General features: G+C 69.5%; 15 protein-coding genes. 14 read left to right on the top strand and 1 reads right to left on the bottom strand.

Features of this window, described 5'->3' with window-relative positions; all coding sequences use genetic code 11:
* Positions 1-103 precede the first annotated feature (103 nt).
* From V5F59_RS23705 to hemN, 10 genes are all read left to right on the top strand, one after another.
* Entirely contained in the window at positions 104-1,711 is a 1,608-nt protein-coding gene (locus V5F59_RS23705; RefSeq protein ID WP_393978733.1) for a carboxyl transferase domain-containing protein, read from the top strand.
* Between the two features lie 259 nt (positions 1,712-1,970).
* Positions 1,971-2,747 carry an enoyl-CoA hydratase/isomerase family protein gene (locus V5F59_RS23700; RefSeq protein ID WP_393978731.1) on the top strand — a complete coding sequence of 259 codons (777 nt, stop codon included), beginning with the start codon at positions 1,971-1,973 and terminating at the stop codon, positions 2,745-2,747.
* A complete protein-coding gene (locus V5F59_RS23695) occupies positions 2,744-4,744 on the top strand; it encodes an acetyl/propionyl/methylcrotonyl-CoA carboxylase subunit alpha (RefSeq protein ID WP_393978729.1) in 2,001 nt (666 codons plus the stop codon). Before V5F59_RS23700 ends, V5F59_RS23695 begins: the two co-directional genes overlap by 4 nt.
* Entirely contained in the window at positions 4,744-5,649 is a 906-nt protein-coding gene (locus V5F59_RS23690; RefSeq protein WP_393978727.1) for a hydroxymethylglutaryl-CoA lyase, read from the top strand. Before V5F59_RS23695 ends, V5F59_RS23690 begins: the two co-directional genes overlap by 1 nt.
* Before the next feature lie 167 nt (positions 5,650-5,816).
* Complete coding sequence (locus V5F59_RS23685; protein WP_393978725.1) at positions 5,817-6,524, top strand: alginate O-acetyltransferase AlgF; 708 nt, start codon at positions 5,817-5,819, stop codon at positions 6,522-6,524.
* A gap of 9 nt (positions 6,525-6,533) precedes the next feature.
* On the top strand, positions 6,534-7,919 hold the full coding sequence (locus tag V5F59_RS23680) for an MBOAT family O-acyltransferase (protein WP_393978723.1): 1,386 nt from the start codon (positions 6,534-6,536) through the stop codon (positions 7,917-7,919).
* Positions 7,920-7,932: 13 nt separating this feature from the next.
* Positions 7,933-9,015, top strand: coding sequence for an alginate O-acetyltransferase AlgX-related protein (locus tag V5F59_RS23675; RefSeq protein ID WP_393978721.1), 1,083 nt, complete (start codon positions 7,933-7,935; stop codon positions 9,013-9,015).
* Complete coding sequence (locus V5F59_RS23670; RefSeq protein WP_393978719.1) at positions 9,012-10,022, top strand: alginate O-acetyltransferase AlgX-related protein; 1,011 nt, start codon at positions 9,012-9,014, stop codon at positions 10,020-10,022. The genes V5F59_RS23675 and V5F59_RS23670 overlap by 4 nt, the downstream gene beginning before the upstream one ends.
* 275 nt (positions 10,023-10,297) lie before the next feature.
* The gene (locus tag V5F59_RS23665) at positions 10,298-13,687 is read left to right on the top strand and encodes a bacteriophage N4 adsorption protein A (protein WP_393979745.1); all 3,390 of its coding nucleotides are present in this window, start codon (positions 10,298-10,300) and stop codon (positions 13,685-13,687) included.
* 97 nt (positions 13,688-13,784) lie between these two features.
* Positions 13,785-15,164, top strand: coding sequence for an oxygen-independent coproporphyrinogen III oxidase (gene hemN, locus V5F59_RS23660; protein WP_393978717.1), 1,380 nt, complete (start codon positions 13,785-13,787; stop codon positions 15,162-15,164).
* Positions 15,165-15,379: 215 nt separating this feature from the next.
* Here hemN and V5F59_RS23655 read toward each other — a convergent pair whose 3' ends face one another.
* Positions 15,380-16,042, bottom strand: coding sequence for a helix-turn-helix domain-containing protein (locus V5F59_RS23655; RefSeq protein ID WP_393978715.1), 663 nt, complete (start codon positions 16,040-16,042; stop codon positions 15,380-15,382).
* 175 nt (positions 16,043-16,217) lie between these two features.
* On the opposite strand from V5F59_RS23655, the gene V5F59_RS23650 reads away from it, so the two are divergent.
* The 4 genes from V5F59_RS23650 (at position 16,218) to V5F59_RS23635 (ending at position 21,745) form a co-directional block, all read left to right on the top strand.
* The gene (locus V5F59_RS23650) at positions 16,218-17,735 is read left to right on the top strand and encodes a sensor histidine kinase (protein ID WP_393978713.1); all 1,518 of its coding nucleotides are present in this window, start codon (positions 16,218-16,220) and stop codon (positions 17,733-17,735) included.
* Entirely contained in the window at positions 17,728-18,375 is a 648-nt protein-coding gene (gene fixJ / locus V5F59_RS23645; protein WP_393978711.1) for a response regulator FixJ, read from the top strand. The genes V5F59_RS23650 and fixJ overlap by 8 nt, the downstream gene beginning before the upstream one ends.
* A gap of 179 nt (positions 18,376-18,554) precedes the next feature.
* Positions 18,555-18,944: a response regulator transcription factor gene (locus V5F59_RS23640; protein WP_393978709.1), complete on the top strand. Its 390-nt coding sequence runs from the start codon at positions 18,555-18,557 to the stop codon at positions 18,942-18,944.
* Positions 18,945-19,024: 80 nt separating this feature from the next.
* Complete coding sequence (locus V5F59_RS23635; protein ID WP_393978707.1) at positions 19,025-21,745, top strand: bifunctional acetate--CoA ligase family protein/GNAT family N-acetyltransferase; 2,721 nt, start codon at positions 19,025-19,027, stop codon at positions 21,743-21,745.
* Positions 21,746-21,842: the final 97 nt, after the last annotated feature.

The following is a 21,842-nucleotide window of genomic DNA, read 5'->3' as shown; positions in this document are numbered from 1 at the left end:
CGCCCGTCGCGCCGCGGGCCCGCGCGCCACCCTCCGGGGCCATCGGCAACAGTGCGTTTCAGCCCGCGCCCGCGGGCGGGTTCAGTGTGGAGCGAGAGGGCTCATGGCGATCATCGAGGATGCGGTGGACCGCCGCTCCGACGCATTCCGCCGCAACCGCGAGGCCCTCGCGGCGAGCGTGGCCGACCTCAGGGACAAGGTGGAGCGCGTCGCCGAGGGGGGCGGCCCGGTGGCCCGCGACCGGCACCTGAAGCGCGGCAAGCTCCTGCCGCGGGACCGCATCCGCACCCTGCTGGACACCGGCTCCCCGTTCCTGGAGCTCTCCCAGCTCGCCGCCTTCGGCATGTATGACGACGAGGTGCCGGCCGCCGGCATCATCACCGGCATCGGCCGCGTCTCGGGCCGGGAATGCGTCATCGTCGCCAACGACGCCACGGTGAAGGGCGGCACCTATTATCCGGTGACGGTGAAGAAGCACCTGCGCGCCCAGCGGGTGGCGCAGGAGAACCACCTGCCCTGCATCTATCTGGTGGATTCCGGCGGCGCCAATTTGCCGAACCAGGACGAGGTGTTCCCCGACCGCGAGCATTTCGGCCGCATCTTCTTCAACCAGGCCAACATGTCGGCGGAAGGCATCCCGCAGATCGCGGTGGTCATGGGCTCGTGCACCGCGGGCGGCGCCTATGTGCCGGCCATGGCCGACCAGTCCATCATGGTGAAGAACCAGGCCACCATCTTCCTCGGCGGCCCGCCGCTGGTGAAGGCGGCCACCGGCGAGGTCGTGACCGCCGAGGAGCTGGGCGGCGCGGACGTGCACACCCGCACCTCGGGTGTCGCCGACCACATGGCGGAGAACGATGCCCATGCGCTGGGCATCGCCCGCTCCATCGTCGCCGACCTCAACACCACCAAGGCCCATTCCCTCGACATCCGCGAGCCGCGCGCGCCGCTCTACGATCCGAAGGAGATCTACGGTATCGTCTCGGCCGACCCGAAGCAGCCGTTCGACGTGCGCCAGATCATCGCCCGCATCGTCGATGCTTCAGAGTTCGACGAGTTCAAGCCGCTCTACGGCCAGACGCTGGTGACCGGCTTTGCCCGCATCTTCGGCTATCCGGTGGGCATCATCGCCAACAACGGCATCCTGTTCTCCGAAAGCGCGCTCAAGGGCGCGCACTTCGTGGAGCTGTGCTGCCAGCGCAATATTCCCCTCGTCTTCCTGCAGAACATCACCGGCTTCATGGTGGGCCGGAAGTACGAGGCGGGCGGCATCGCCAAGGACGGCGCCAAGTTCGTCACCGCGGTGTCCTGCGCCAGCGTACCGAAGTTCACGGTGGTGATCGGCAATTCCTTCGGCGCCGGCAATTACGGCATGTGCGGCCGCGCCTTCGACCCGCGCTTCCTGTGGATGTGGCCCAACGCCCGCATCTCGGTGATGGGCGGCGAACAGGCGGCCAACGTCCTCGCCCAGGTGAAGCGCGACGGCATCGAGGCGCGCGGCGGCACCTGGCCGGCCGAGGAGGAGGAAGCCTTCAAGGCACCCATCCGCACCCAGTACGAGGTGCAGGGCCACCCCTATTATTCCTCCGCCCGGTTGTGGGACGACGGGGTCATCGACCCCGCCGACACCCGCATGGTGCTGGCCCTCGCTTTGTCCGCCGCCCTCAACGCCCCCGAGAAGGAGACGCGCTTCGGCGTGTTCCGCATGTGATGGCGCCCTTGCGCATGCCGGCCCGCGGTACCCCCTCGTGCCCCGGCCGACTGGAACGGAACGGAACGCAGTGGAAGGAGAGCCGGGGCCCAGCGGAAGCGTGCGCCGCAGGCGGCCTGATCGGAGAACATGTTGGATTTCGCCGGCTTCGCCGACTTGTCCCCTGGGCCCCGGATCGGCGCTCCAGCTGCGCTGTCGCTTGTCCGGAGAACAGGGGCGGGTCAGAACCACGCCCACGGACGCCGCGCAGGATAGCCCCATGAGTCTCCTCACCACCATCGAGGACGGCGTCGCCATCCTCACCCTCGACCGGCCGGAGGTGCGCAACGCCTTCGACGATGCTCTCATCACGGCGCTCACCCGCGCCTATGAGGCGGCCATTGTCGATCCCGGCGTCCACGTCATCCTCCTGAAGGCCAACGGCCCGGTCTTCTGCTCGGGCGGCGACCTCAATTGGATGCGCCGCATGGCCGGCTACACCCGGCATGAGAACCTGGCGGATGCCATGGCGCTCGCCACCCTCATGCGCACCATCGACCTTTCGCCCAAGCCCACCGTGGCGCGGGTGCACGGTTCGGCCTTCGCGGGGGCCACCGGCCTGATCGCCGCCAGCGACATCGCGGTGGCGGTGCCGGAGGCGGAATTCGCGGTGACCGAGGTGCGCATCGGCCTCATCCCGTCGGTCATCAGCCCCTATCTGGTGCGGGCCATGGGCGCGCGGCAGGCGCGGCGCTACTTCCTCACTGCCGAGCGCTTCTCCGCCGAAACCGCCCTCGCCCTCGGCCTCGTGCACGAGGTGGTGCCGGCCGCGGAGCTGGATGCCGCCGTGGCGAGGCACCTGAAGGCGCTGAAGGCCGGCAGCCCCATGGCCATCGCCGCCACCAAGGCGCTGGTGGTGGCCGTGGACCGGCCCTTCGACCAGAGCGTGATGCAGGACACCGCCCGCCGCATCGCCGACCAGCGCGCCAGCGCCGACGGCCGCGAGGGCGTCTCCTCCTTCCTTGAAAAAAGAAAACCCAATTGGGGGGCCGCATGACCAGAGCGATCCGCACCCTTCTCGTCGCCAACCGCGGCGAGATCGCCGTGCGCGTGATGCGCACGGCCAAGGCCATGGGCATCCGCACCGTGGCCGTCTATTCCGAGGCGGACGCCGATGCCCTGCACGTGGCGACGGCGGACGAGGCCTATCCCATCGGCCCCGCGCCGGCCCGCGAGAGCTATCTCAGGATCGACGCCATCCTCGACGCGGCGCGCAAAAGCGGGGCGGACGCCATCCACCCCGGCTACGGCTTCCTGTCCGAGAACGCCGCCTTCGCGGATGCCTGCGAGGCTGCCGGCATCGTCTTCGTCGGTCCGCCGGCCTCGGCCATCCGCGCCATGGGCTCCAAGAGCGCGGCCAAGGCGCTGATGGAAACCGCAGGGGTGCCGCTGGTGCCCGGCTATCACGGCGAGGACCAGGACGCAGGCCTGCTCGCCCGCGAGGCGGAGCGCATCGGCTTCCCGGTGCTCATTAAGGCCTCCGCCGGCGGCGGCGGCAAGGGCATGAAGGTGGTGCGCGCGGCGGAGGACTTCCCCGAGGCCCTCGCCTCCGCCCAGCGCGAGGCGAAGAGCGCGTTCGGCGACGACAAGGTGCTGGTGGAGAAGTATCTCACCACGCCGCGCCATATCGAGGTGCAGGTCTTCGCCGACAGCCACGGCAATTGCGTCTACCTCCACGAGCGCGACTGCTCCATCCAGCGCCGCCATCAGAAGGTGGTGGAGGAGGCGCCCGCCCCCGGCATGACCGCCGAGCGCCGCGCCGCCATGGGCAAGGCCGCCGTGGATGCGGCGAAGGCCGTGGGCTATCGCGGCGCCGGCACGGTGGAGTTCATCGCCGAGGGCGAGAGCTTCTATTTCATGGAGATGAATACCCGCCTGCAGGTGGAGCACCCGGTGACGGAGGCCATCACCGGGCAGGACCTCGTCCAGTGGCAGATCCGCGTGGCCGAGGGCGAGGCCCTGCCGCTCGCCCAGGAGGAGATTCCGCTCAAGGGCCACGCCATCGAGGTGCGGCTCTATGCGGAGGACCCGGCGCGGGACTTCCTGCCCCAGGTGGGCCGGCTCGATCACCTCGTGCTGCCCGCCCATTTGCCGGGCACCCGCGTGGATACCGGCGTGCGGGCCGGCGACACGGTGTCCATCCATTACGATCCCATGATCGCCAAGATCATCGTCGCGGGGGCCGATCGCCTCGAAGCCGTGCGGCGGCTGGAGGCGGCGCTGGCCGCCACCGAGGTGGTGGGCCTTGCCACCAACCGGGTGTTCCTGAAGGCCATCGCGGCGCATCCGGCGTTCGCGGCGGCGGAGCTCGACACCAACTTCATCGCCCGCCACCAGGATCAGCTCCTGCCGCCGCCGGCACCGGCGGACGACACGGTGCTGGCGCTGGCCGCCTTGTCCATCCTGAAGGAGGAGGCCCGCCAGTCCGCCGAGACCGTGGATGCGGCCGATCCGTGGTCGCCCTGGGGCCTCGCCCCCGGCTGGCGGCTCAACCGCGACGCCCATGTGGACCTCGCCTTCGCCGACCGCGAGGCCCGCCTGTCCATCCGCGCCCACTTCCGGCCGGGCGGCTTCATCCTGTCCCTGCCCGGCGGGGACAGGAGCGTGGAGGGCGAGGTTGAGGCCGACGGCGCCATCCGCGCCCGGCTCGACGGAGTGACCCTCACCGCCCGGGTGATCCGTACCGGCGCGCGCCTCACCGTGTTCGTCCGCGGAGGGGAGTACGCGCTCGACTTCATCGACCCCCGCGTCGCCTCCCAGGCCGCAACCGGCACCGCCGGCCGGCTGGTGGCCCCCATGCCCGGCACCATCATCCGCATCGCAGTGGCGGAAGGGCAGGAGGTCGCCAAGGGCGCTGCCCTTGTGGTGGTGGAAGCCATGAAGATGGAGCACACCGTCGCCGCTCCGCGCGACGGCAAGGTCAAGACCCTGAAGTTCGCCGTCGGCGACCTCGTGGACGAGGGCGCCGAGCTGCTGGTCCTGGAGGACGCCTGATGGCCCGCCCCTCATCCGTGCGCATCGTCGAGGTCGGCCCCCGCGACGGGCTGCAGAACGAGCCCGGCCTCGTCCCGGTGGCCGCCAAGGTGGCGCTGATCGACGCGCTCGCCGAGGCCGGCCTTGATGTCATCGAATCCGGCTCCTTCGTCTCGCCGAAGTGGGTGCCGCAGATGGCTGATACCGCCGAAGTTCTCAAAGGCATCAGCCCGAAGGAAGGGGTCCGCTACCCCGTCCTCACCCCCAATCTGAAGGGGCTGGAGCTGGCGCTGGCGGCGGGCGTCACCGAGGTGGCGGTGTTCGCCGCCGCCTCGGAAGCCTTTTCCGCCAAGAACATAAACTGCACCATCGCCGAAAGCCTGGAGCGCTTCGCCCCCGTGCTCGACCTCGCGCGGGCGCGGGGCGTGGCGGTGCGCGGCTATGTGAGCTGCGTCCTCGGCTGCCCCTATCAGGGTGAGGTACCGGTGGCCAAGGTGGTGGAGGTGTCCGAGGCCCTGGTGGCCATGGGCTGCTACGAAATCTCCCTCGGCGACACCATCGGGGTGGGCACGCCGGACAAGGCGAAGGCCATGGCGAAGGCGGTGGCGGACAACATCGGCATCGCGCGTACCGCCTTGCATTTCCACGATACTTACGGCCAGGCGCTGGCCAACGTGCTCGCCTGCCTGGACCTCGGCATCGCCACTCTGGACGCCTCCGTGGCGGGCCTCGGCGGCTGCCCCTATGCCAAGGGTGCTTCCGGCAACCTCGCCACGGAGGACCTCGTCTACATGCTGGACGGCCTGGGAATTCGCACCGGGGTGGACCTGGAAAAGCTCGCCGCCGCCGGCCGCGCCATCACCGCCGCCCTCGGCCGCACCCCGGCCTCACGGGTGGCGCAGGCGCTCGCGGCCAGGGCGGGATAGGCGAAGCCCCCGCAACGCTGCGCGCATTCGGCCGATGGTAAGCGGCGGCGCCTTCCGGTAAACCTTAACCGGATATCGCGGGAACGCAGGCGTTGCCATGCGCAGGTGCAGCCCGTAACTGTTGCAGCGTTCGAGCCGAATAAGGCCAGACTTCGGGGTCCCCGCTCATGCCCGCGTCCCGCCGCATCGGAAGACGGCCTGCACCCGGCCTCGCCCTGGCAGGCCTTACGTTCGCAGCCCTTGCGCTCACGGCCTTTTCCGGGGCATCCGCCCAGGAGCTCACCCGGCTCTACGCGCCGAAGCCCCCGGCCGGGTCGGCTTATGTGCGGGTGCTGGACCTCTCCCGTTCCGGCGCGCCCATCGCCATCGGCAGCGCCCCCGCCGCGGCCGTCGCCCAGGGCGACACGGCCACCATCTACCGCGTGGTGAAAGGTGGCGCGCCGCTTACCATTGCCATCGGCGGCAAGCCGGCGGCCGGCAGCCTTATGCCCGCAGCCGATGCCTTCTCCACCATCATCGTGCCGGCCGGCGGCCCGGCGACGGTCATCGCCGACCCCACCGAGGGGCGCAACGACCTCAAGGCCCAGTTGCGCTTCTATAATCTGGTGCCCGGCTGCCCCGGCTCCGTCGCCGTCGCCGATGGCGGACCCGTTGTGTTCGAGGGCGTCGCCACCAACGACACCCGCCAACGCGCCATCAATCCCATCGAGGCGAAGCTCGCCGCCCGGTGCGGCGAGACGGCCGCGGCGCCCCTCACCCTGCCGCCACTCAAGGCCGGGGACCACTACAGCCTGTTCCTCATGAACGGCCCCGCCGGTCCGGTGCTCACCGGCCAGAGGGACGAGACGGAGCCCTACCGCGGCCAGGGCAACTGACGCCGCGCCATGGTCTTCGCTTCCGACAGCTTCCTCTTCCTGTTCCTGCCGACCTTCCTCATCGTCTACGCGCTGACGCCGGGCGCGGCGCGCAACCTGGCGATCCTTGCCTTCTCCTGGCTGTTCTATGCCTGGTGGCGGGCGGATTTCCTGCCGCTCATCGTCTCCATCGCCGTGTGGTCCTGGGCCACCGGCCTGTGGATCGCGCGGGCGCAGGGGCCGGCGCGGCGCTGGGCCCTCGTTACCGGCATCGTCTGGCCGCTGGCATCGCTCGTCTGGTTCAAATACGCCAACATGCTCGTGCATTCGGCGGGAGCGCTCGGCGCATCCGTCTGGGGCTGGCAGGATGTGCTTTTGCCCATCGGCCTGAGCTTCTTCGTGTTCGGCGCCATTTCCTATTCCACCGACGTGTTCCGCGGGACGGTTCCGGCCGAGCCCTCCTTCGTGAACTACGCCACCTACCAGTCCATGTTCGGCCACCTCGTGGCTGGCCCCGTGGTGCGCTACGAGTGGGTGGCCCAGAGGCTGAAGGAACGCACCTTCCACCGCGCCGAATTCATGTTCGGCGTCGAGAGGTTCATGCTGGGGTTCGCCCAGAAGGTGCTCATCGCCGACACCCTCGCCCCCATGGTGGACGCGGGCTATGCCATCGCTCACCCCAGCACCGTCGACGTGCTGCTGGCGGTCGGCGGATATACGCTCCAGCTTTATTTCGACTTCTCCGGCTACAGCGCCATGGCCATCGGCCTCGGCCTGATGGTGGGCCTGAAGTTTCCGGAGAATTTCGACAACCCCTACCTGGCCGCGTCCCTCTCGGACTTCTGGCGGCGCTGGCACATCTCGCTCTCCACTTGGCTACGGGACTACCTCTACATCCCGCTGGGCGGGAACAAGGGCTCGACCGGCCGCGTCTCCATGAATCTCCTCGTCACCATGGGCCTGGGCGGCCTGTGGCATGGGGCCAGCTGGACCTTCCTGGTCTGGGGCCTGTGGCACGGCCTCGGCCTCATGGTGGGGCGGGTGTGGAAGAATCTCGGCCTGCCGGGCACCGGGGCGCTGATGGGCCATGTGCTCACCCTTGCCTTCGTGATGGCGGGCTGGGCGCTATTCCGGGCGCAGAGCTGGGAGGAGGCCCGCATCATCTTCTCGGGCCTTGCGGGCGGCAACGGGCTCGGCCTCTCGCCGGCCATGGGCGCGGCGATCCGACCGGTGGAGATCCTGGCCCTCGCGCTGGGCACCGGGCTCGTCTATCTGCCCAAGGTGATACGCATCGACCCTTCCGCGCCAAACCCGGGCCACGCGCTCAGGGCCTGGATGGCGCTGCCGCTGTTCCTGTTCGCCGTGCTGGTCCTGCAGGGCCGGATCGTCGTGCCCTTCCTCTACTTCCAGTTCTGATGCGGCCGAGCCCATGACATCCCTCGCCCGCACCCTCGCCACCCTCGCCTTCCTGGCGCTGATGCTCGCAGGCCTCGGCCACGTGGCGGCGCACCTGTCCCGACCGGAGGCCCGCGACCAGCTGGCTGCCGCCGCCACGCCGGGCGACGTGCTCAAGGGCCGCTTCACCGCGCTCCTCGACAAGCAGGTGGTGGCGTCCCTGCCCAAGATGACGGCCTTCGAGGACCTCGTCTCCGGCCTCTCCTATCGGCTGCTCGGGGATGCGGGGGCGCTGGTGCGCGCCGGCTGCCCCGGCTGGCTGTTCTATTCCGAGGAGTTGATCGAGACCCCGGGCGGCCGCGCCAATTTCGACGCCCGGCTGAAGATCGCCGCCAAGATCCGCGACGCGCTCAAGGCGAAGAACGTCGCCCTCGTGGTGCTGCCGGTGCCGGACAAGGCGTTCCTCGCCGGCGAGAAGCTGTGCGGCGTGCCGGTCTCCGACCAGGCGCGCTGGCGCTTCGATGCCTGGTGGGCCGGGAGCCGGCCGCTCGGCCTCGCGCAGGTGGAGATCGCCCCCGGCTGGCCCGCCGCGGACGGCTTCCTGCGCACCGACACCCACTGGAACGTGCCCGGCGCCCGGCTTGCCGCCGCGCGGGTGGCGGACGCGGTGAACAACAGCATCGGCAAGGGCGAGGGGACAGTGAGGCAGGAGGAGACGGCGCCGAAGCTGCGCGTCGGCGACCTCATCCGCCTCGCCGGCCTGGAGCGCGCCTGGACCTGGTCCGGCCCCGAGCCCGACCGCGAGCCCGAGGTGTCCGCCACCATCGCCCGCTCGGGCGGCCTGCTCGACGACGTGCCGGCCCCGCGTGTGGTGCTGGCCGGCTCCTCCTTTTCCCGCAACTCGGGATTTCTCGAGTTCCTTCAGGCCGGGACCGGCGGGGAGGTGGCGCAGCGCAGCCGCGACGGCTCGGGCTTCGCCGGCCAGCTTCTCGAAATCCTGATGGATCAGAGCGAAATCCTCGCCCAAACCCGCCTCATCGTGTGGGAATTCCCCATGCGGGCGCTTACCCGCCCGCTGTCGGACGCCGAACGCCGCTTTCTGGGAGATGCGACATGATCGAGCATGGCTTCACCCGCCGCCGGCTGCTTGCCGGCTCGGCCCTTGCCGGAGCGCTGGCCCTCGCCGGACCGCTGGCGGGCATCGGCGCCCCCGCGGCCCGGGCCGCGGACGGCCCCACCATCGTCATTGGCAAGGACGGCTGGCTGTTCCCCGGCTGGGAGAGCCTGACGGTGCTGGACAAGGCCGGCATCACCGCCAACGTGGGCCTCATCAAGGATGCGAGCACGGCGCTGGCCGCCCGCAACATCCTGCTCGTGGTCATGGTGGTGCCTCTGAAGGCCAGCTTCTACAAGGACAAGCTGCCCGACGGCACGGCGCTCTCGGCGGACGTGTCGGGGCAGTATGACGCCATCCTCGGCGAGCTGAAGAAGTCCGGCATCGAGACGGTGGACCTGCGCGCACCCCTGAAGGCCGTGCAGACGGGGCGCCAGACCAGCTTCTTCCGCGCCGACTACCACTGGACCGCCTGGGCCTCGGAAGCGGCGGCGGACGCTGTGGCGCAGGCCATCAAGGCCAGGATCTCCAAGCTCGCCGGCAGCCCTCCCGGCGACAAGCTGGGCGAGTGGGTCACCCAGCGCCATCTGGGCGACCTCGCCGAGCGCTTCCTCACCCCCGACCAGCAGAAGCAGGTGGGGCCGGACCTCTACACCGTCCGCACGCCCCCGGCGGCGAAGGCCGGTCTGCTCGATTCCGGCCCCGCGCCGGTGCATATCGTGGGCAACAGCTTCGTGCAGCCCTATCTCGGCTTCCCGCAGAAGCTCTCCAATGCCCTCGACCGGCCGGTGTCCCTCACCTGGAACCCCGGCAACGTCGGCCCGTGGGCGACGTTCCTGCAATATGTGGGCTCCCCCGATTTCGCCAAGACGCCACCGCAGGTGCTCCTCTGGCAGTTTAACGAAGGTCCTTTCCATTCGGGACCCCAGGCCACCGACCAGTGGGACGCTCCCTCCATCATGAGCCGAGACAGCTGGCGGAGCCGGATGCTCGCCTCCATCAATAAGTGATTGATATTAAAAACAATCACCCCGGACACCCCGTGCCACGGCCCCTCCCGCGGGACGTGGCACGGGTGCTTTTACGATCTGTTTACCTTTATCACTAAAGTAAATGAAATCTTTACACGCATACTATTTTTACCGCTCGCGTTAAGGTTAACTGGCATTTAAGTAATGCTTGGCATCGTGGCGCCATGAGCACCGCGATTCACTTCAGCACCGCTGACACTCCCGCAGACCTTCGGGACCGGACGAGGCTCCTGAGGCGCATTGCCTTGGGTCTGATGCTGGCGGCATCGGCGAGCACCCTCTCGCTGGCCGGCGCGACCCCGGCTCTCGCCGATCCTCCCGAGCTCACCGGCGCGGCCTGGACCGCTGCGGACCGGGCCTATGCGGCGCAACGCGACAAGAAGTATTCGGACACGGTCACCTATGTCCGCGAGGCGCTGAAGCTCAGGCCCGACGTGCCGCGGCTCTGGCTGTTGCTGATGGACGCGCTGGAAGCCCAGGGCAAGACGGCGGAAGCGGTCGCCGCCGGCAACGAGGCGATCGCCGCGGGCATCAAGGATCAGGCGCTCACCGCCCGTGTCCGCGCCCAGAGCAAGGTGCTGGCCCAGGCTCCCTCCCTCGCCGCCAACAAGGCGCTGGAGGCATCCAACCCCAAGGTCGCCGTGGACTATGCCCGCAAGGCGGTCGCGCTGGTGCCGGACGATCTTTCCTACCGCATGCTCCTGGTCTACACGCTGATCGCCGACGGCCAGATCGACGCGGCGGAAAAAGCCGCCACCGACGCGGTGGACACGGATCCCCAGTCGTTCCTGCCCCGCACCCTGCGCGGCTATCTGCGCGAGCGCCTCGGCCGCACCGCCGAGGCGGAGCAGGATTTCGACGCCGCCCTCAAGGACGAGGTCCTGACCGGCCCCACCGCACGCGACGTGCGCATCATCATGGCCGATGCCGCCATCGCCGCCGGCCACCCCCAGCGCGCCCTGAAGCTGCTGGAGCCGGCGGACCAGAACGACGCCGGCGTGGCGGCGCGGGTGCGCGTCGCCCGCGGCCAGGAGCGCAATCCCAAGAGCGTGCCCGACAAGGCGTGGCAGACGCTGCCCGTCCCCTTCCAGAGGTGCGTGGACACGCCCTACGGCCCCTCCTGCAGCCTCGTGCCCGCCACGACCCCGCCCGGCGGCGGAGTGAGCGACACTCCCGGCTACGACGCCGCCCTCGAAGCCTTCGCCGCCTATCGCGACGGCAACAACGCCCTGGCCGAGACCCGCATCCGTGAGGCGCTGAAGGAGAATCCCGGCAACGCCACCTGGCGCCGCCTGCTGGTGGACACCCTCGACCGGGCCAAGAAGTACAAGGATCTGGACACCGCCATCCGCGACGCCATGGCCCAGGGCGACAACGACCCGACCCTGCTCGCCCTGCGCGCGGCCAACGAGAAGCAGCTCGCCGAGCCGCTAGCCGTACAGGCCATCAAGGAGATCGGCCGCGGCAAGCCCCAGGCCGCCATCGCCCCCGCCCGGCAGGCCGTGGAGCGGGCGCCGGACGCGCTCATCTACCGGATCGTCCTCGTCAACGCCCTCATGGCCGCCGGCCAGTTCCAGGAGGCGGAAGCCGCCGCCACGGCGGCGGTGGCCGACAATGGCAAGGAACCCCTGCCCCGCATCCTGCGCGGCTGGCTGCTGCAGAAGCTCGGCCAGCGCGACGAGGCGCTGAAGGAGTTCGACGCCGCCATCGGCTCCAACCTCCTCACCGACCTCGAGGACCTCAACTATCGCCTCATTGCCGGCAACGCGGCGCTGGCGTCGGGTCAGCCGGACGAGGCGCTGAAAGTCCTGGAGCCCCTCGACGGCAACAAGAACAAGGAGGTCGCGGCCCTGCGCAAGCAGGCGGAGGCGCTCGCCAAGACGCCCACCGCTGCCAAGCCCGCCCTCGCCCTGCCGACGGTGCTGTGCCAGCCGACGAATTACGGCGTGATCTGCTCGGTGTTCGCCGGCCAGGCCCTGCAGCTCGCCGGCGCCGCGGGCCTCAATCCCGCCGCCCCCGGCTATGCGGCAGCAAGCGCCGCCTATGCCGCCATGGCGAAACGCGACTATGCCACCGCCATTACCCAGGCGCGCCGTGCGGTGGACCAGGAGCCGGGCAACACCAACTACCAGCTCCTCCTCCTCAACGCCCTGACCTCCGCCGGCCGCTACGCCGAGGCGGAGGCGGTGGCGAACCGCCTGCTGGCCGGCAACGGCCGCAACGCCACCCTCCTGATCCAGCGTGCGAACCTTCGGGTGCGGGCGCACGATTATGCCGGCGCCATCCAGGATTTCCGTGCGGCGCTGGGGTCTTCCACCCTGCCGGCCGGGCAGGTGCGCAACGTGCGCCTCAGCCTCGCTGACGCGGCGCTCGCCGCCAAGCAGCCGGAGATGGCGCTCCAGGCGCTGGAGCCCTATGGAGCCGAGACCAGTTACGAGGTCCAGGCCCGCCTCGGCTATGCCTATCTCGCTCTGGACGACAAGGACGCCGCCCTCCAGGCCTTCAGCCGGGCGGCGGCGGGCGCCCGCAACGGGCAGGAGCGCATGGCGATGCTGACGGCACGCATCGGCGTGCTTGCCCAGCTCGGCCGCAAGGACGAGGCACGCCAGCTCTTTCTCGACGCCTACAACAGCGGCGCCCTGCGCGGCATGAAGACCGTGGACCTCGCGGTTCTCGCCAGCACCGCGGGCGAGGACGATCTGGCCTACGAATACTTCTCGGAGGCCAACAGCCGTTTCCAGCTGCGCGGCACCAACCTCATCAATGCCGCCTACAATGCCCGGCACAGCTACCACAATGCCGAGGCCGTGGATTACTTCAAGGCGGCCATCGACGAGGCGCGCTCCGGCAAGCTCCAGCTCGATCCGCAATATCTCTTCGGGCTGCGGCGCGAGGTGGAGCAGCTGAGCCGCACCTGGGGCGCCTATGCCTCGGTGAGCTACGGCCCGGTGGGCGTCGCCCCCGGCTCCTACCTCGTGCCGCCCGCCGGGAACGCGAACCACACGGTGGGGGCGGGTGGCGAAATCTACTGGCGGCCGCCGGGCATCGGCTATCGCGACGGCTCCATCTTCGAGCTGTTCGTGCGTGGTTTCGGCACGCTCTATTCCGACAATGGCGGCGCCACCGGCTTCGATACCGTCCAGGGCAGCGTCGGTGCGCGCTGGAAGCCGCTGAAGACGGAGAACCTCGTGTTCGAGATCTCCTACCTCTTCCCGGTGGGGCAGTTTTCCCGCGACGACGTGATGCTGCGCGCCGCCTATTCCAAGGCCGAGGGCACCGACCTGCGGGTGGACGTGGACAACTGGCGGGCCTGGCAGATCTATGCCGACTACAATTATTTCGTGATGCTGCCGGAGACCGTTGCCACCTTCGAGGCGCGCTACGGTCATGCCTTCCGCATGGACGCCCTCTCCGACCATCTGGTGCTGTGGCCCTACCTCGCCATCGGCGGCGGCTACGACACGGCCTATGCCACGCCCTTCGCCCTTGGCGCCGGGCCGGGCATCACGGCGCGCTACTGGTTCAACGAGGACGAATACACCGCCCCGCGGTCCTATCTCGACCTGACGCTCCAGTACCGCTTCAAGCTCGCCGGCGACGACCGCGCCGAGGGCATCTTCGCCGGGGCGTTCCTGTCCTACTGACGGGGCCGGCGCCGCGACATACGGACCGGGGGCGGCGATGCCGCCCCTTGCGCCACATCAAGGCGTGGCAAGGGTCCGGGGGCCATGGTCCAGCATCATGATCAGCCCCGAGACACAGACCCTCCTCTCCCGCTACGGGCAGCCGGTGCCGCGCTACACCAGCTACCCCACGGCGCCCCATTTCTCGCCAGCCGTCGACGCCGCGACCTATGGCGCATGGCTCGCCGCCGTGCCGCCAGCCAGCCGCGTGTCGGTCTATGTGCACGTGCCTTTCTGCGCCGAGCTCTGCCTCTATTGCGGCTGCCAGACGGCGGTCGCCCGCAGCCGGTCGCCGGTGAAGGCCTATGCGGAGCGGCTGGTGGAGGAGATCGGCCTCGTCGCCCGCCACCTGCCGGAGCGCGTCACCCTCAGCCACCTGCATTTCGGCGGCGGCACCCCGACCATGCTGGCGGATGAGGACTTCGCCGCCGTGATGCGCGCCCTGCGCGCCACCTTCGCCTTTGCGGCGGACGCGGAGATCGCCATCGAGATCGACCCGCGCGTCATGGATGCGGACAAGGTGGCCGTGCTGGCCCGCGAAGGCTTCAACCGCGCCAGCCTCGGAGTGCAGGATTTCGATCCCGCCGTGCAGAAGGCCATCGGCCGCCACCAGTCCTACGAAGTGACGAAGGAGGTGGCGGACGCCCTGCGCGCCGCCGGCATCACCGCCCTCAACCTCGACCTCATGTACGGCCTGCCCCACCAGGACACCCCGTCCGTGCTGAACACGGTGGAGACCGCCCTCGGCCTCGATCCGGACCGCATCGCCGTGTTCGGCTATGCCCATGTGCCGTGGATGAAGAAACACCAGGCGCTCATCCCGGAAAGCGCCCTGCCCGACGCCGCCGAGCGGCTGTCCCAGGCGGAGGAAGTGGGGGCGCTGCTTGCGGCCCACGGCTACGCTCCCGTGGGGCTCGACCATTTCGCCCGGGCCAGCGATCCCATGGCGCAGCGGGCGGCGGAGGGCACGCTGAAGCGCAACTTCCAGGGCTACACGACCGACGACGCGCCGGTGCTGATCGGCTTCGGCGCCTCGGCCATCGGCGCGCTGCCCCAGGGCTATGTGCAGAACCTTCCCGCCACGCCCCAGTGGCACAAGGCGGTGGAAGCCGGCACCCTGCCCATCGCCCGCGGCATCGCGCTGACGGAGGAGGACCGGCTGCGCCGCCACGTCATCGAGCGCCTCATGTGCGACCTTGCGGTGGACCTCGACGAGGCGTGCGCCCGCTTCGGCTTTCCCCGTGGCACCCTCGCCCCGGAAATCTACCGTCTCGCGGACCTCGTGGACGACGGGCTCGCGGTGCGCCACGGGGCGGTGGTGGAGGTGCCGGAAGCGGCGCGCCCCTTCACCCGCGTGGTCTGCGCCGTGTTCGACGCCCGGCTCGCGGCGAGCCGGGCGGCCGAGCCGGAAAAGAAGCGACACGCCGCAGCGGTCTGACCCGGACAACCAAGCGTCGTCCGCTTGTCCAGACCCCCGCTTGTCCTTGGGGGACACGCCGAGCACCCAACGCCTCCCGCGGCATCGCCAGCCGCGGAAGGGATGGCACGGCTCGGCTTCTGGGCACCTGAAAAGAAAAGGCACGCCGCGGCGGAAACCGGGCGTGCCGAAGGAGGACGCAGCGGGGAGGACTCCCGCGGCGTGCCGGGGGAAATTCAGGAATTCAGGCGCTTCAGCACCACGCTGTCGCGCAGCACCACCCGCCGAGAAGAGGGCAGCGCGATGGCCGCGGTCTCTTCCAGATGGGTGAGGGTGCGCGAGACGGTCTCGATGGTGAGGCCAAGGAAATCGGCAATGTCCTGCCGCGACATGGGCAGGGTCACCTCGACCCCCACGGCACCCTGGCTGGTGCCGGCCCGGCTCGCCATGTCGAGCAGGAAGGTCGCGACGCGCTCCTGCGCGGTCTTGCGGCCGAGGACGAGGAGATGATTCTGGGTGCGGCTGAGCTCAGCGGCGGTCAGCGCCCACAAGGCATGGGACAGCTCGGCATCATCCGCGGCGCGGGCGAACAGGATGGACTTTTTGACGCGGATCACCTTGCACTCGCTCACCGCCTCGGCGGAAAAGCGATGCTTCGGCGCGGTCTCCCAGCCGAACACGTCGCCAGCCAGGCAGAAGGTCTCGATCTGGCGGCGGCCGTCACCGAGCAACTTGCAGATGCGCACCGCGCCTGACAAAACCACATACACGTGCTCCGCCGCCTGATCCTCTCCGAAGATCTCGGCATTGCGGGCATAAGAGGTCACGACGCCGAGGCGGGCCACCACATCGACGGGGGAGCGGGATTCCGTTTCTTCGGACCACCTTCCGGCGGGCATGGCATGCGCATATGCGTTATGGGCGGTCGCTGCAGCGGGGCTCGGCATCGGTGGACCCTTCCATCTGTGTTGAGAAAGGGATAACCGGCGGGGGACGCGAGAAAAATTCGGATCGAACCCTTAAGTCGGTCCCCTTAGGTACATTTACGGAGGCCGGCGCAGGGCCGGACGGGGCGTGACGGGCGCAGCAAGAAAGAGAGACGGCACGTATCCGGCGCATGCCCACCAGGGTGCGCCGGCGGTCGCGCGGGAGGCGCTGCGCGGCATCGCCGCGGCGGCCGTCGCCTTCGGCGCCTGCCGGTTGGCGGGCATCGGCCCGCTTCACGCGGAAGGGCTGATGATATCCCTCGCCGCCGTCTTCTTCGTGAGCTGGCACGGGCTCATCGCCGGCGGCAGCGCGGTCGCCACCGCCTTCCTCGCCGGAGTCGGCTTCACGCTTCTGCGGCGGGAGCCGCAGGGGCTCGATCTTGTGGCGCCCGTCCTCCTCTTCCTCGCGGTGGGGCTCGGCATGGCCGTGCTCGGCGAGCGGCTGCGCAAGACGCGGCTTGATGCCGCCGCCCGCAACCGCGACCTCCTCGCGCGCGAAGCGCACCTCTCCTCCATCCTCGACACCGTGCCCGACGCCATGGTGGTGATCGACGAACGCGGCATCATGCGATCCTTCTCCAGCGCCGCGGAACGCCTGTTCGGCTATTCGGCGGCGGAGGCCGTGGGGCAGAACGTCTCCATCCTCATGCCCGCCCCGCACCGGCAGGGGCACGATGGCTACATCACCCGCTATCTCTCCACCGGGGAGCGGCGAATCATCGGCATCGGCCGGGTGGTGGTGGGCGAGCGCAAGGACGGCACCACCTTCCCCATGGAGCTGGCGGTGGGCGAGATGCGCTCCGCCTCCGAGCGCTTCTTCACCGGCTTCATCCGCGACCTGACCGAGCGGCAGGAGACCGAGGCGCGCCTGCAGGAATTGCAGGCGGAGCTGGTGCACATCTCCCGCCTCACCGCCATGGGCGAGATGGCGTCCACCCTCGCCCACGAGCTGAACCAGCCGCTGTCGGCCATCGCCAACTACATCAAGGGCTCACGCCGCCTGCTGGATGCCAGCGGCCCGCTGAAGGTGGAGATGCTGCAGGGCGCGCTGGAAAAGGCGGGCGAACAAGCGCTGCGCGCCGGGCAGATCATCCGCCGGCTGCGCGACTTCGTCTCCCGTGGGGAAAGCGAGCGGCGGGTGGAGGGTCTCTCCAAGCTGGTGGAGGAGGCGAGCGCGCTTGCGCTGGTGGGGGCGAAGGAGCACGGTATTCAGGTGCGCTTCCAGTATGACCCCAAGTGCGACCTCGTGCTCGCCGACAAGGTGCAGGTGCAACAGGTATTGCTGAACTTGATGCGCAACGCCCTGGAGGCAATGATGGAGGCGCCGCGGCGCCAGCTTCTGGTGAAGACCGAGGCGGCGGAGGACGACATGGTGATGATCAGCGTCTCGGATACCGGTCACGGCATCTCCGCCGAGGTCGGCCCGCAGCTGTTCACGCCCTTCGTCACCACCAAGCGGCACGGCATGGGGGTGGGCCTGTCCATCTCCCGCACCATCATCGAGGCCCATGGCGGGCGCATCTGGGCGGAGCCCAATCCGGGGGGTGGCGCGGTCTTCCGCTTCACGCTCCGCGCGGTGGGGGAAGAGGTCGCGCTCCATGACTGAGGCCAGGATTTTCGAGGGGGCGGTGATCCACGTCATCGACGACGACGAGGCCGTGCGCCAGTCGCTCTCCTTCCTTCTGGCCACCGCCGGCCACACCGTGCAGGAGCACGCCTCCGCCCGCCATTTCGTGGACGCCGGCCTGCCGGGCACCGACCCGAACATCTCCTGCATCATCACCGACGTGCGGATGCCCGGCATGACCGGGATCGACCTGCTGCAGCATCTGAAGGACAAGGGGTCCTCGGTGCCCGTCATCGTGGTCACCGGCCATGGGGATGTGCCGCTCGCCGTGGAGGCCATGAAGCTCGGCGCCGCCGACTTCCTGGAGAAGCCGTTCGACGACGTGGCCATCCTCGACACGGTGAAGGCCGCGCTGGCGCGCCGGGAGAAGGACCACCATCACGACGCCCTGCGCGGCGAGGTGGCGGACCGCATCGCAGGCCTGTCGCAGCGCGAGCGGCAGGTGCTGGAATGCCTGGTGGCCGGGCAGGCCAACAAGACCATCGCCTACGAGCTCGGCATCAGCCCGCGCACGGTGGAGGTCTATCGTGCCAACGTGATGACCAAGATGAAGGCGCAAAGCCTCTCGGAGCTGGTGCGCATGGCGCTTCTGGCCGGGATCACGCCCACCGCCGCGTGAGTGGCGGGGACAGGGGCCAATCCGCGCGGCCTGCCTTTCACACCTGACAGTCGCGGGAAAAGGCTCCCGTAAACGGGCGCTTGCGCTTGATTTACCGCAAGGCGCAGGACCTCATCCCAAAGTAGATTGCCGGCACCGACCACGTGGACCCACGAGCGGGTCGTGGGAGGGCTTTGGCAATGATCGCATCCGAACAGCCGCCGGCGTGGGTCGTCCATATCGTCGACGACGATCCGGCGGTCTGCAGCTCGCTCAAGTTCGCCTTCGAGATCGACGGCTTCAGCGTGCGCACCTACTCACGCTCGGAAGAGGTGCTCGCCGCGGACTTTTCCCGCGGTGGATGCATGATCGTGGACTACAATCTGCCGGGCCTCAACGGTCTCGAGCTCCTCAGCGAGCTTAACGAGCGCGACGTTCACCTGCCTGCCTTCCTCATCACCAGCAATCCCGCCCTGCATGTGCGGCGCCGGGCGAGCGCCCAGGGCGTCGCCATCATCGAGAAGCCCCTGCTTGGCAACCAGCTGAGCGAGGCGGTGCGCGAAAGTTTTGCCCGCTCCCGCCTGTGCTGACTTCCTCCCGTCACAACCATCGTTAAGCTGATCCGGTCCCGGATCACACAGCCCCGGACGCAGCAGCATCGAGGCCGTTCATGACCACGCGCAATCTCGACGCTTTGTTTCACCCGCGTTCCATCGCCCTCGTCGGAGCCTCCAACCGCACCGGAACGGTGGGCGCCCTGGTGGCGCGCAACCTGTTCGAGGGCGGGTTCGAGGGGCCGATCCTCACCGTCAATCCGAAGGAGCGGGCGATCCGCTCCTCGCTCAATTACGCGGCGGTGGCGGACCTTCCCATCGAGGTGGACCTCGCCGTCGTCGCGGCGCTGCCCGATGCCGTCCCGCAGGTCATCGCCGAGCTCGGCAAGAAGGGCTGCCGTGCCGCCGTGGTGCTGCCGGCCGGCTTCGGGCCCGGCGAGCGCACCTTCAGCCCCGAGGTGCGGCAGCAGATGCTGGATGCGGCGCGCCCCGCCTTGTTGCGCATCATCGGGCCCAACGGCCTCGGCTTCATCTCCACCCGGGGACATATCAACGCCAGCCTCGCCCATCTGATGCCGGCGCGCGGCGACGTGGCCTTCGTCAGCCAGTCGGACTCCATGACCGCTGCCATGCTGGACTGGGCCCACGCCCGCGGCTTCGGCTTCTCCCATGCGATCTCACTGGGCGACAAGGCGGATGTCGACTTCGGCGACATGCTGGACTATCTCGCCCTCGACAACACCACCCGCGCCATCCTGCTCTATGTGGAGAGCGTGACGGACGCCCGGAAGTTCATGTCCGCCGGCCGCATCGCCGCCCGCGCCAAGCCGGTGATTGTCATCAAGGCGGGGCGCAGCGCGGCCGGCGCGAAGGCCGCCCTCTCCCACACCGGTGTGCTCGCCGGCAGCGACCTTGTCTTTGACGCCGCCTTCCGCCGTGCCGGCATGCTGCGGGTGCACGAGCTGCGCGAGCTGTTCGAAGCGGTGACGACCCTTTCCGCCGGCATCCGCCTCGCCGGGGATCGCCTCGCGGTGCTGTCCAACGGCGGCGGACCCGGCGTTGCCGCAGTGGACGCCCTGGAGGGCATCGCCGGCCGCATCGGCACCCTCACCCCCGAAACCGTGGCGACGCTGGACAAGCTGCTCCCGACGGCGCCCTCCTTCGCCAATCCGGTGGATATCCGCGCCGACGCCAATGCCGCCCGCTACACCGAGGCGCTCACCGCCCTGCTCGCCGACAAGGGATCGGACGCGGTTCTGGTGCTGAACTGCCCCACCGCCGTTTCCGACAGCACCCAGACGGCCGAGGCCCTCATCGCCCTGCTGGAGACCCGTCAGCGCGCCCCGGTGCTCACCTGCTGGCTGGGCGAGGCGGGCGCCGCCACGGCGCGCCGGCGCTTCGCCTCCCGCCGCATCCCCACCTACGAAACGCCGGAAGAGGCGGTGCGCGCCTTCGGCCACCTCGTCTCCTACCAGCGCAACCAGACGCTGCTGATGGAAACCCCGCCGGCGCGCACCTTCGACGAGCCGGACCGGGCGAAGGCCCGCGCCTTGGTGGAGAAAGTGCTGAAGGAAGGCCGCAGCGCCCTCAGCGAGTTCGAGGCGAAGGCGGTGCTTGCCGCCTACGACATTCCCGTGGTGGACACCCGCGTCGCCGCCTCGCCGGAGGAGGCCGGGCGGCTCGCCGCCGAGATCGGCGGCCCGGTGGTGGTGAAGGTCCTGTCCCACGACCTCACCCACAAGTCGGACGTGGGCGGCGTGCGGCTCGACCTGCGGGGGTCTGCGGCGGTGGAGGAAGCCTGCCGCGCCATCATCGCCTCGGTGGCGGAGAAGCGCCCGCAGGCACGTGTCGAGGGCTTCACCGTCCAGGCCATGATCCGGCGGCCCAATGCCCAGGAGCTGATCGCCGGCATTGCCTACGACACGACCTTCGGCCCCGTGGTGCTGTTCGGCCAGGGCGGCACCGCGGTGGAGGTGATCGGCGACCGGGCTGTGGCGCTGCCGCCGCTCAACGGGGTGCTGGCACGCGAGATGATCGAGCGCACCCGCGTGTCACGCCTGCTGGCCGGGTATCGCGACCATCCGCCGGCGGACATGGAGGCCATCGCCAGCACGCTGGTGAAGATCGGCGAGCTGCTGGCGGACCTGCCGCAGATCGCCGAGCTCGACATCAACCCCTTGCTGGCGGACGAGAATGGCGTGATCGCCCTGGATGCCCGCATCGTCGTGCACGAGGCGCGGGTGGAGGGCACCGAGCGCTTCGCCATCAAGCCCTACCCCGCCGGGCAGGAGCGGATTCTCGACCTCACCGACGGCTCGACCGTGCGGCTGCGGCCTATCCGCCCCGAGGACGAGCCCGGCCTCGTGGAGGTGGTGCACCGCTCCGACCCGCAGGACGTTCGGATGCGCTTCCTCGGATCGGTAAAGGACTTCCCCCACCTCATGGCCGCCCGGCTCTCCCAGATCGACTACGACCGGGAGATGGCCTACGTGGCTGTGGAGGAAAGCGGCGACATCTGCGGCGTGGTGCGCATCATCGCCGATCCCGACGACGAAGCCGCCGAATACGCCATCATGGTGCGCTCGGACATGAAGGGCAAAGGCCTCGGCTACCGCCTCATGACGGAGATCCTCACCCACGCCCGCAAGCGGGGCCTGTCCAAGGTGTTCGGGGACGTGCTGCGGGAGAACGGGCCGATGCTCCATCTCGCCGAGGACCTGGGTTTCAAGGTCGGGCCCTCGAGCGACGACCCCACGGTCATGCGGGTGGTGCTGGACCTCGCCGCCGAAGCCAGGCGGGCCCCCCTTGAGGTCGCTCCGGCACCGGCCGGACCTTGACCTGACCTTCACCTTGAGGCGATATCGGAGTTGCGGCCTGCGCGCTCAGGTCGCAGATTATCGAGGGTGCTAGGAGCGGAGAACGCAGGTTCGCGGC

This window comes from Xanthobacter nonsaccharivorans, assembly GCF_043194755.2.
Taxonomy (GTDB): domain Bacteria; phylum Pseudomonadota; class Alphaproteobacteria; order Rhizobiales; family Xanthobacteraceae; genus Xanthobacter; species Xanthobacter autotrophicus_G.
This window is presented reverse-complemented; position numbering and strand designations above follow the sequence as displayed.

What these genes read in the sequence shown, in the direction of transcription:
- V5F59_RS23705 (WP_393978733.1), top strand. Translation starts at nt 104, where the DNA reads ATGGCGATCATCGAGGATGCGGTGGACCGCCGCTCCGACGCATTCCGC.
- V5F59_RS23700 (WP_393978731.1), top strand. Translation starts at nt 1,971, where the DNA reads ATGAGTCTCCTCACCACCATCGAGGACGGCGTCGCCATCCTCACCCTC.
- V5F59_RS23695 (WP_393978729.1), top strand. Translation starts at nt 2,744, where the DNA reads ATGACCAGAGCGATCCGCACCCTTCTCGTCGCCAACCGCGGCGAGATC.
- V5F59_RS23690 (WP_393978727.1), top strand. Translation starts at nt 4,744, where the DNA reads ATGGCCCGCCCCTCATCCGTGCGCATCGTCGAGGTCGGCCCCCGCGAC.
- V5F59_RS23685 (WP_393978725.1), top strand. Translation starts at nt 5,817, where the DNA reads ATGCCCGCGTCCCGCCGCATCGGAAGACGGCCTGCACCCGGCCTCGCC.
- V5F59_RS23680 (WP_393978723.1), top strand. Translation starts at nt 6,534, where the DNA reads ATGGTCTTCGCTTCCGACAGCTTCCTCTTCCTGTTCCTGCCGACCTTC.
- V5F59_RS23675 (WP_393978721.1), top strand. Translation starts at nt 7,933, where the DNA reads ATGACATCCCTCGCCCGCACCCTCGCCACCCTCGCCTTCCTGGCGCTG.
- V5F59_RS23670 (WP_393978719.1), top strand. Translation starts at nt 9,012, where the DNA reads ATGATCGAGCATGGCTTCACCCGCCGCCGGCTGCTTGCCGGCTCGGCC.
- V5F59_RS23665 (WP_393979745.1), top strand. Translation starts at nt 10,298, where the DNA reads ATGCTGGCGGCATCGGCGAGCACCCTCTCGCTGGCCGGCGCGACCCCG.
- hemN (WP_393978717.1), top strand. Translation starts at nt 13,785, where the DNA reads ATGATCAGCCCCGAGACACAGACCCTCCTCTCCCGCTACGGGCAGCCG.
- V5F59_RS23655 (WP_393978715.1), bottom strand. Translation starts at nt 16,042, where the DNA reads ATGCCCGCCGGAAGGTGGTCCGAAGAAACGGAATCCCGCTCCCCCGTC.
- fixJ (WP_393978711.1), top strand. Translation starts at nt 17,728, where the DNA reads ATGACTGAGGCCAGGATTTTCGAGGGGGCGGTGATCCACGTCATCGAC.
- V5F59_RS23640 (WP_393978709.1), top strand. Translation starts at nt 18,555, where the DNA reads ATGATCGCATCCGAACAGCCGCCGGCGTGGGTCGTCCATATCGTCGAC.
- V5F59_RS23635 (WP_393978707.1), top strand. Translation starts at nt 19,025, where the DNA reads ATGACCACGCGCAATCTCGACGCTTTGTTTCACCCGCGTTCCATCGCC.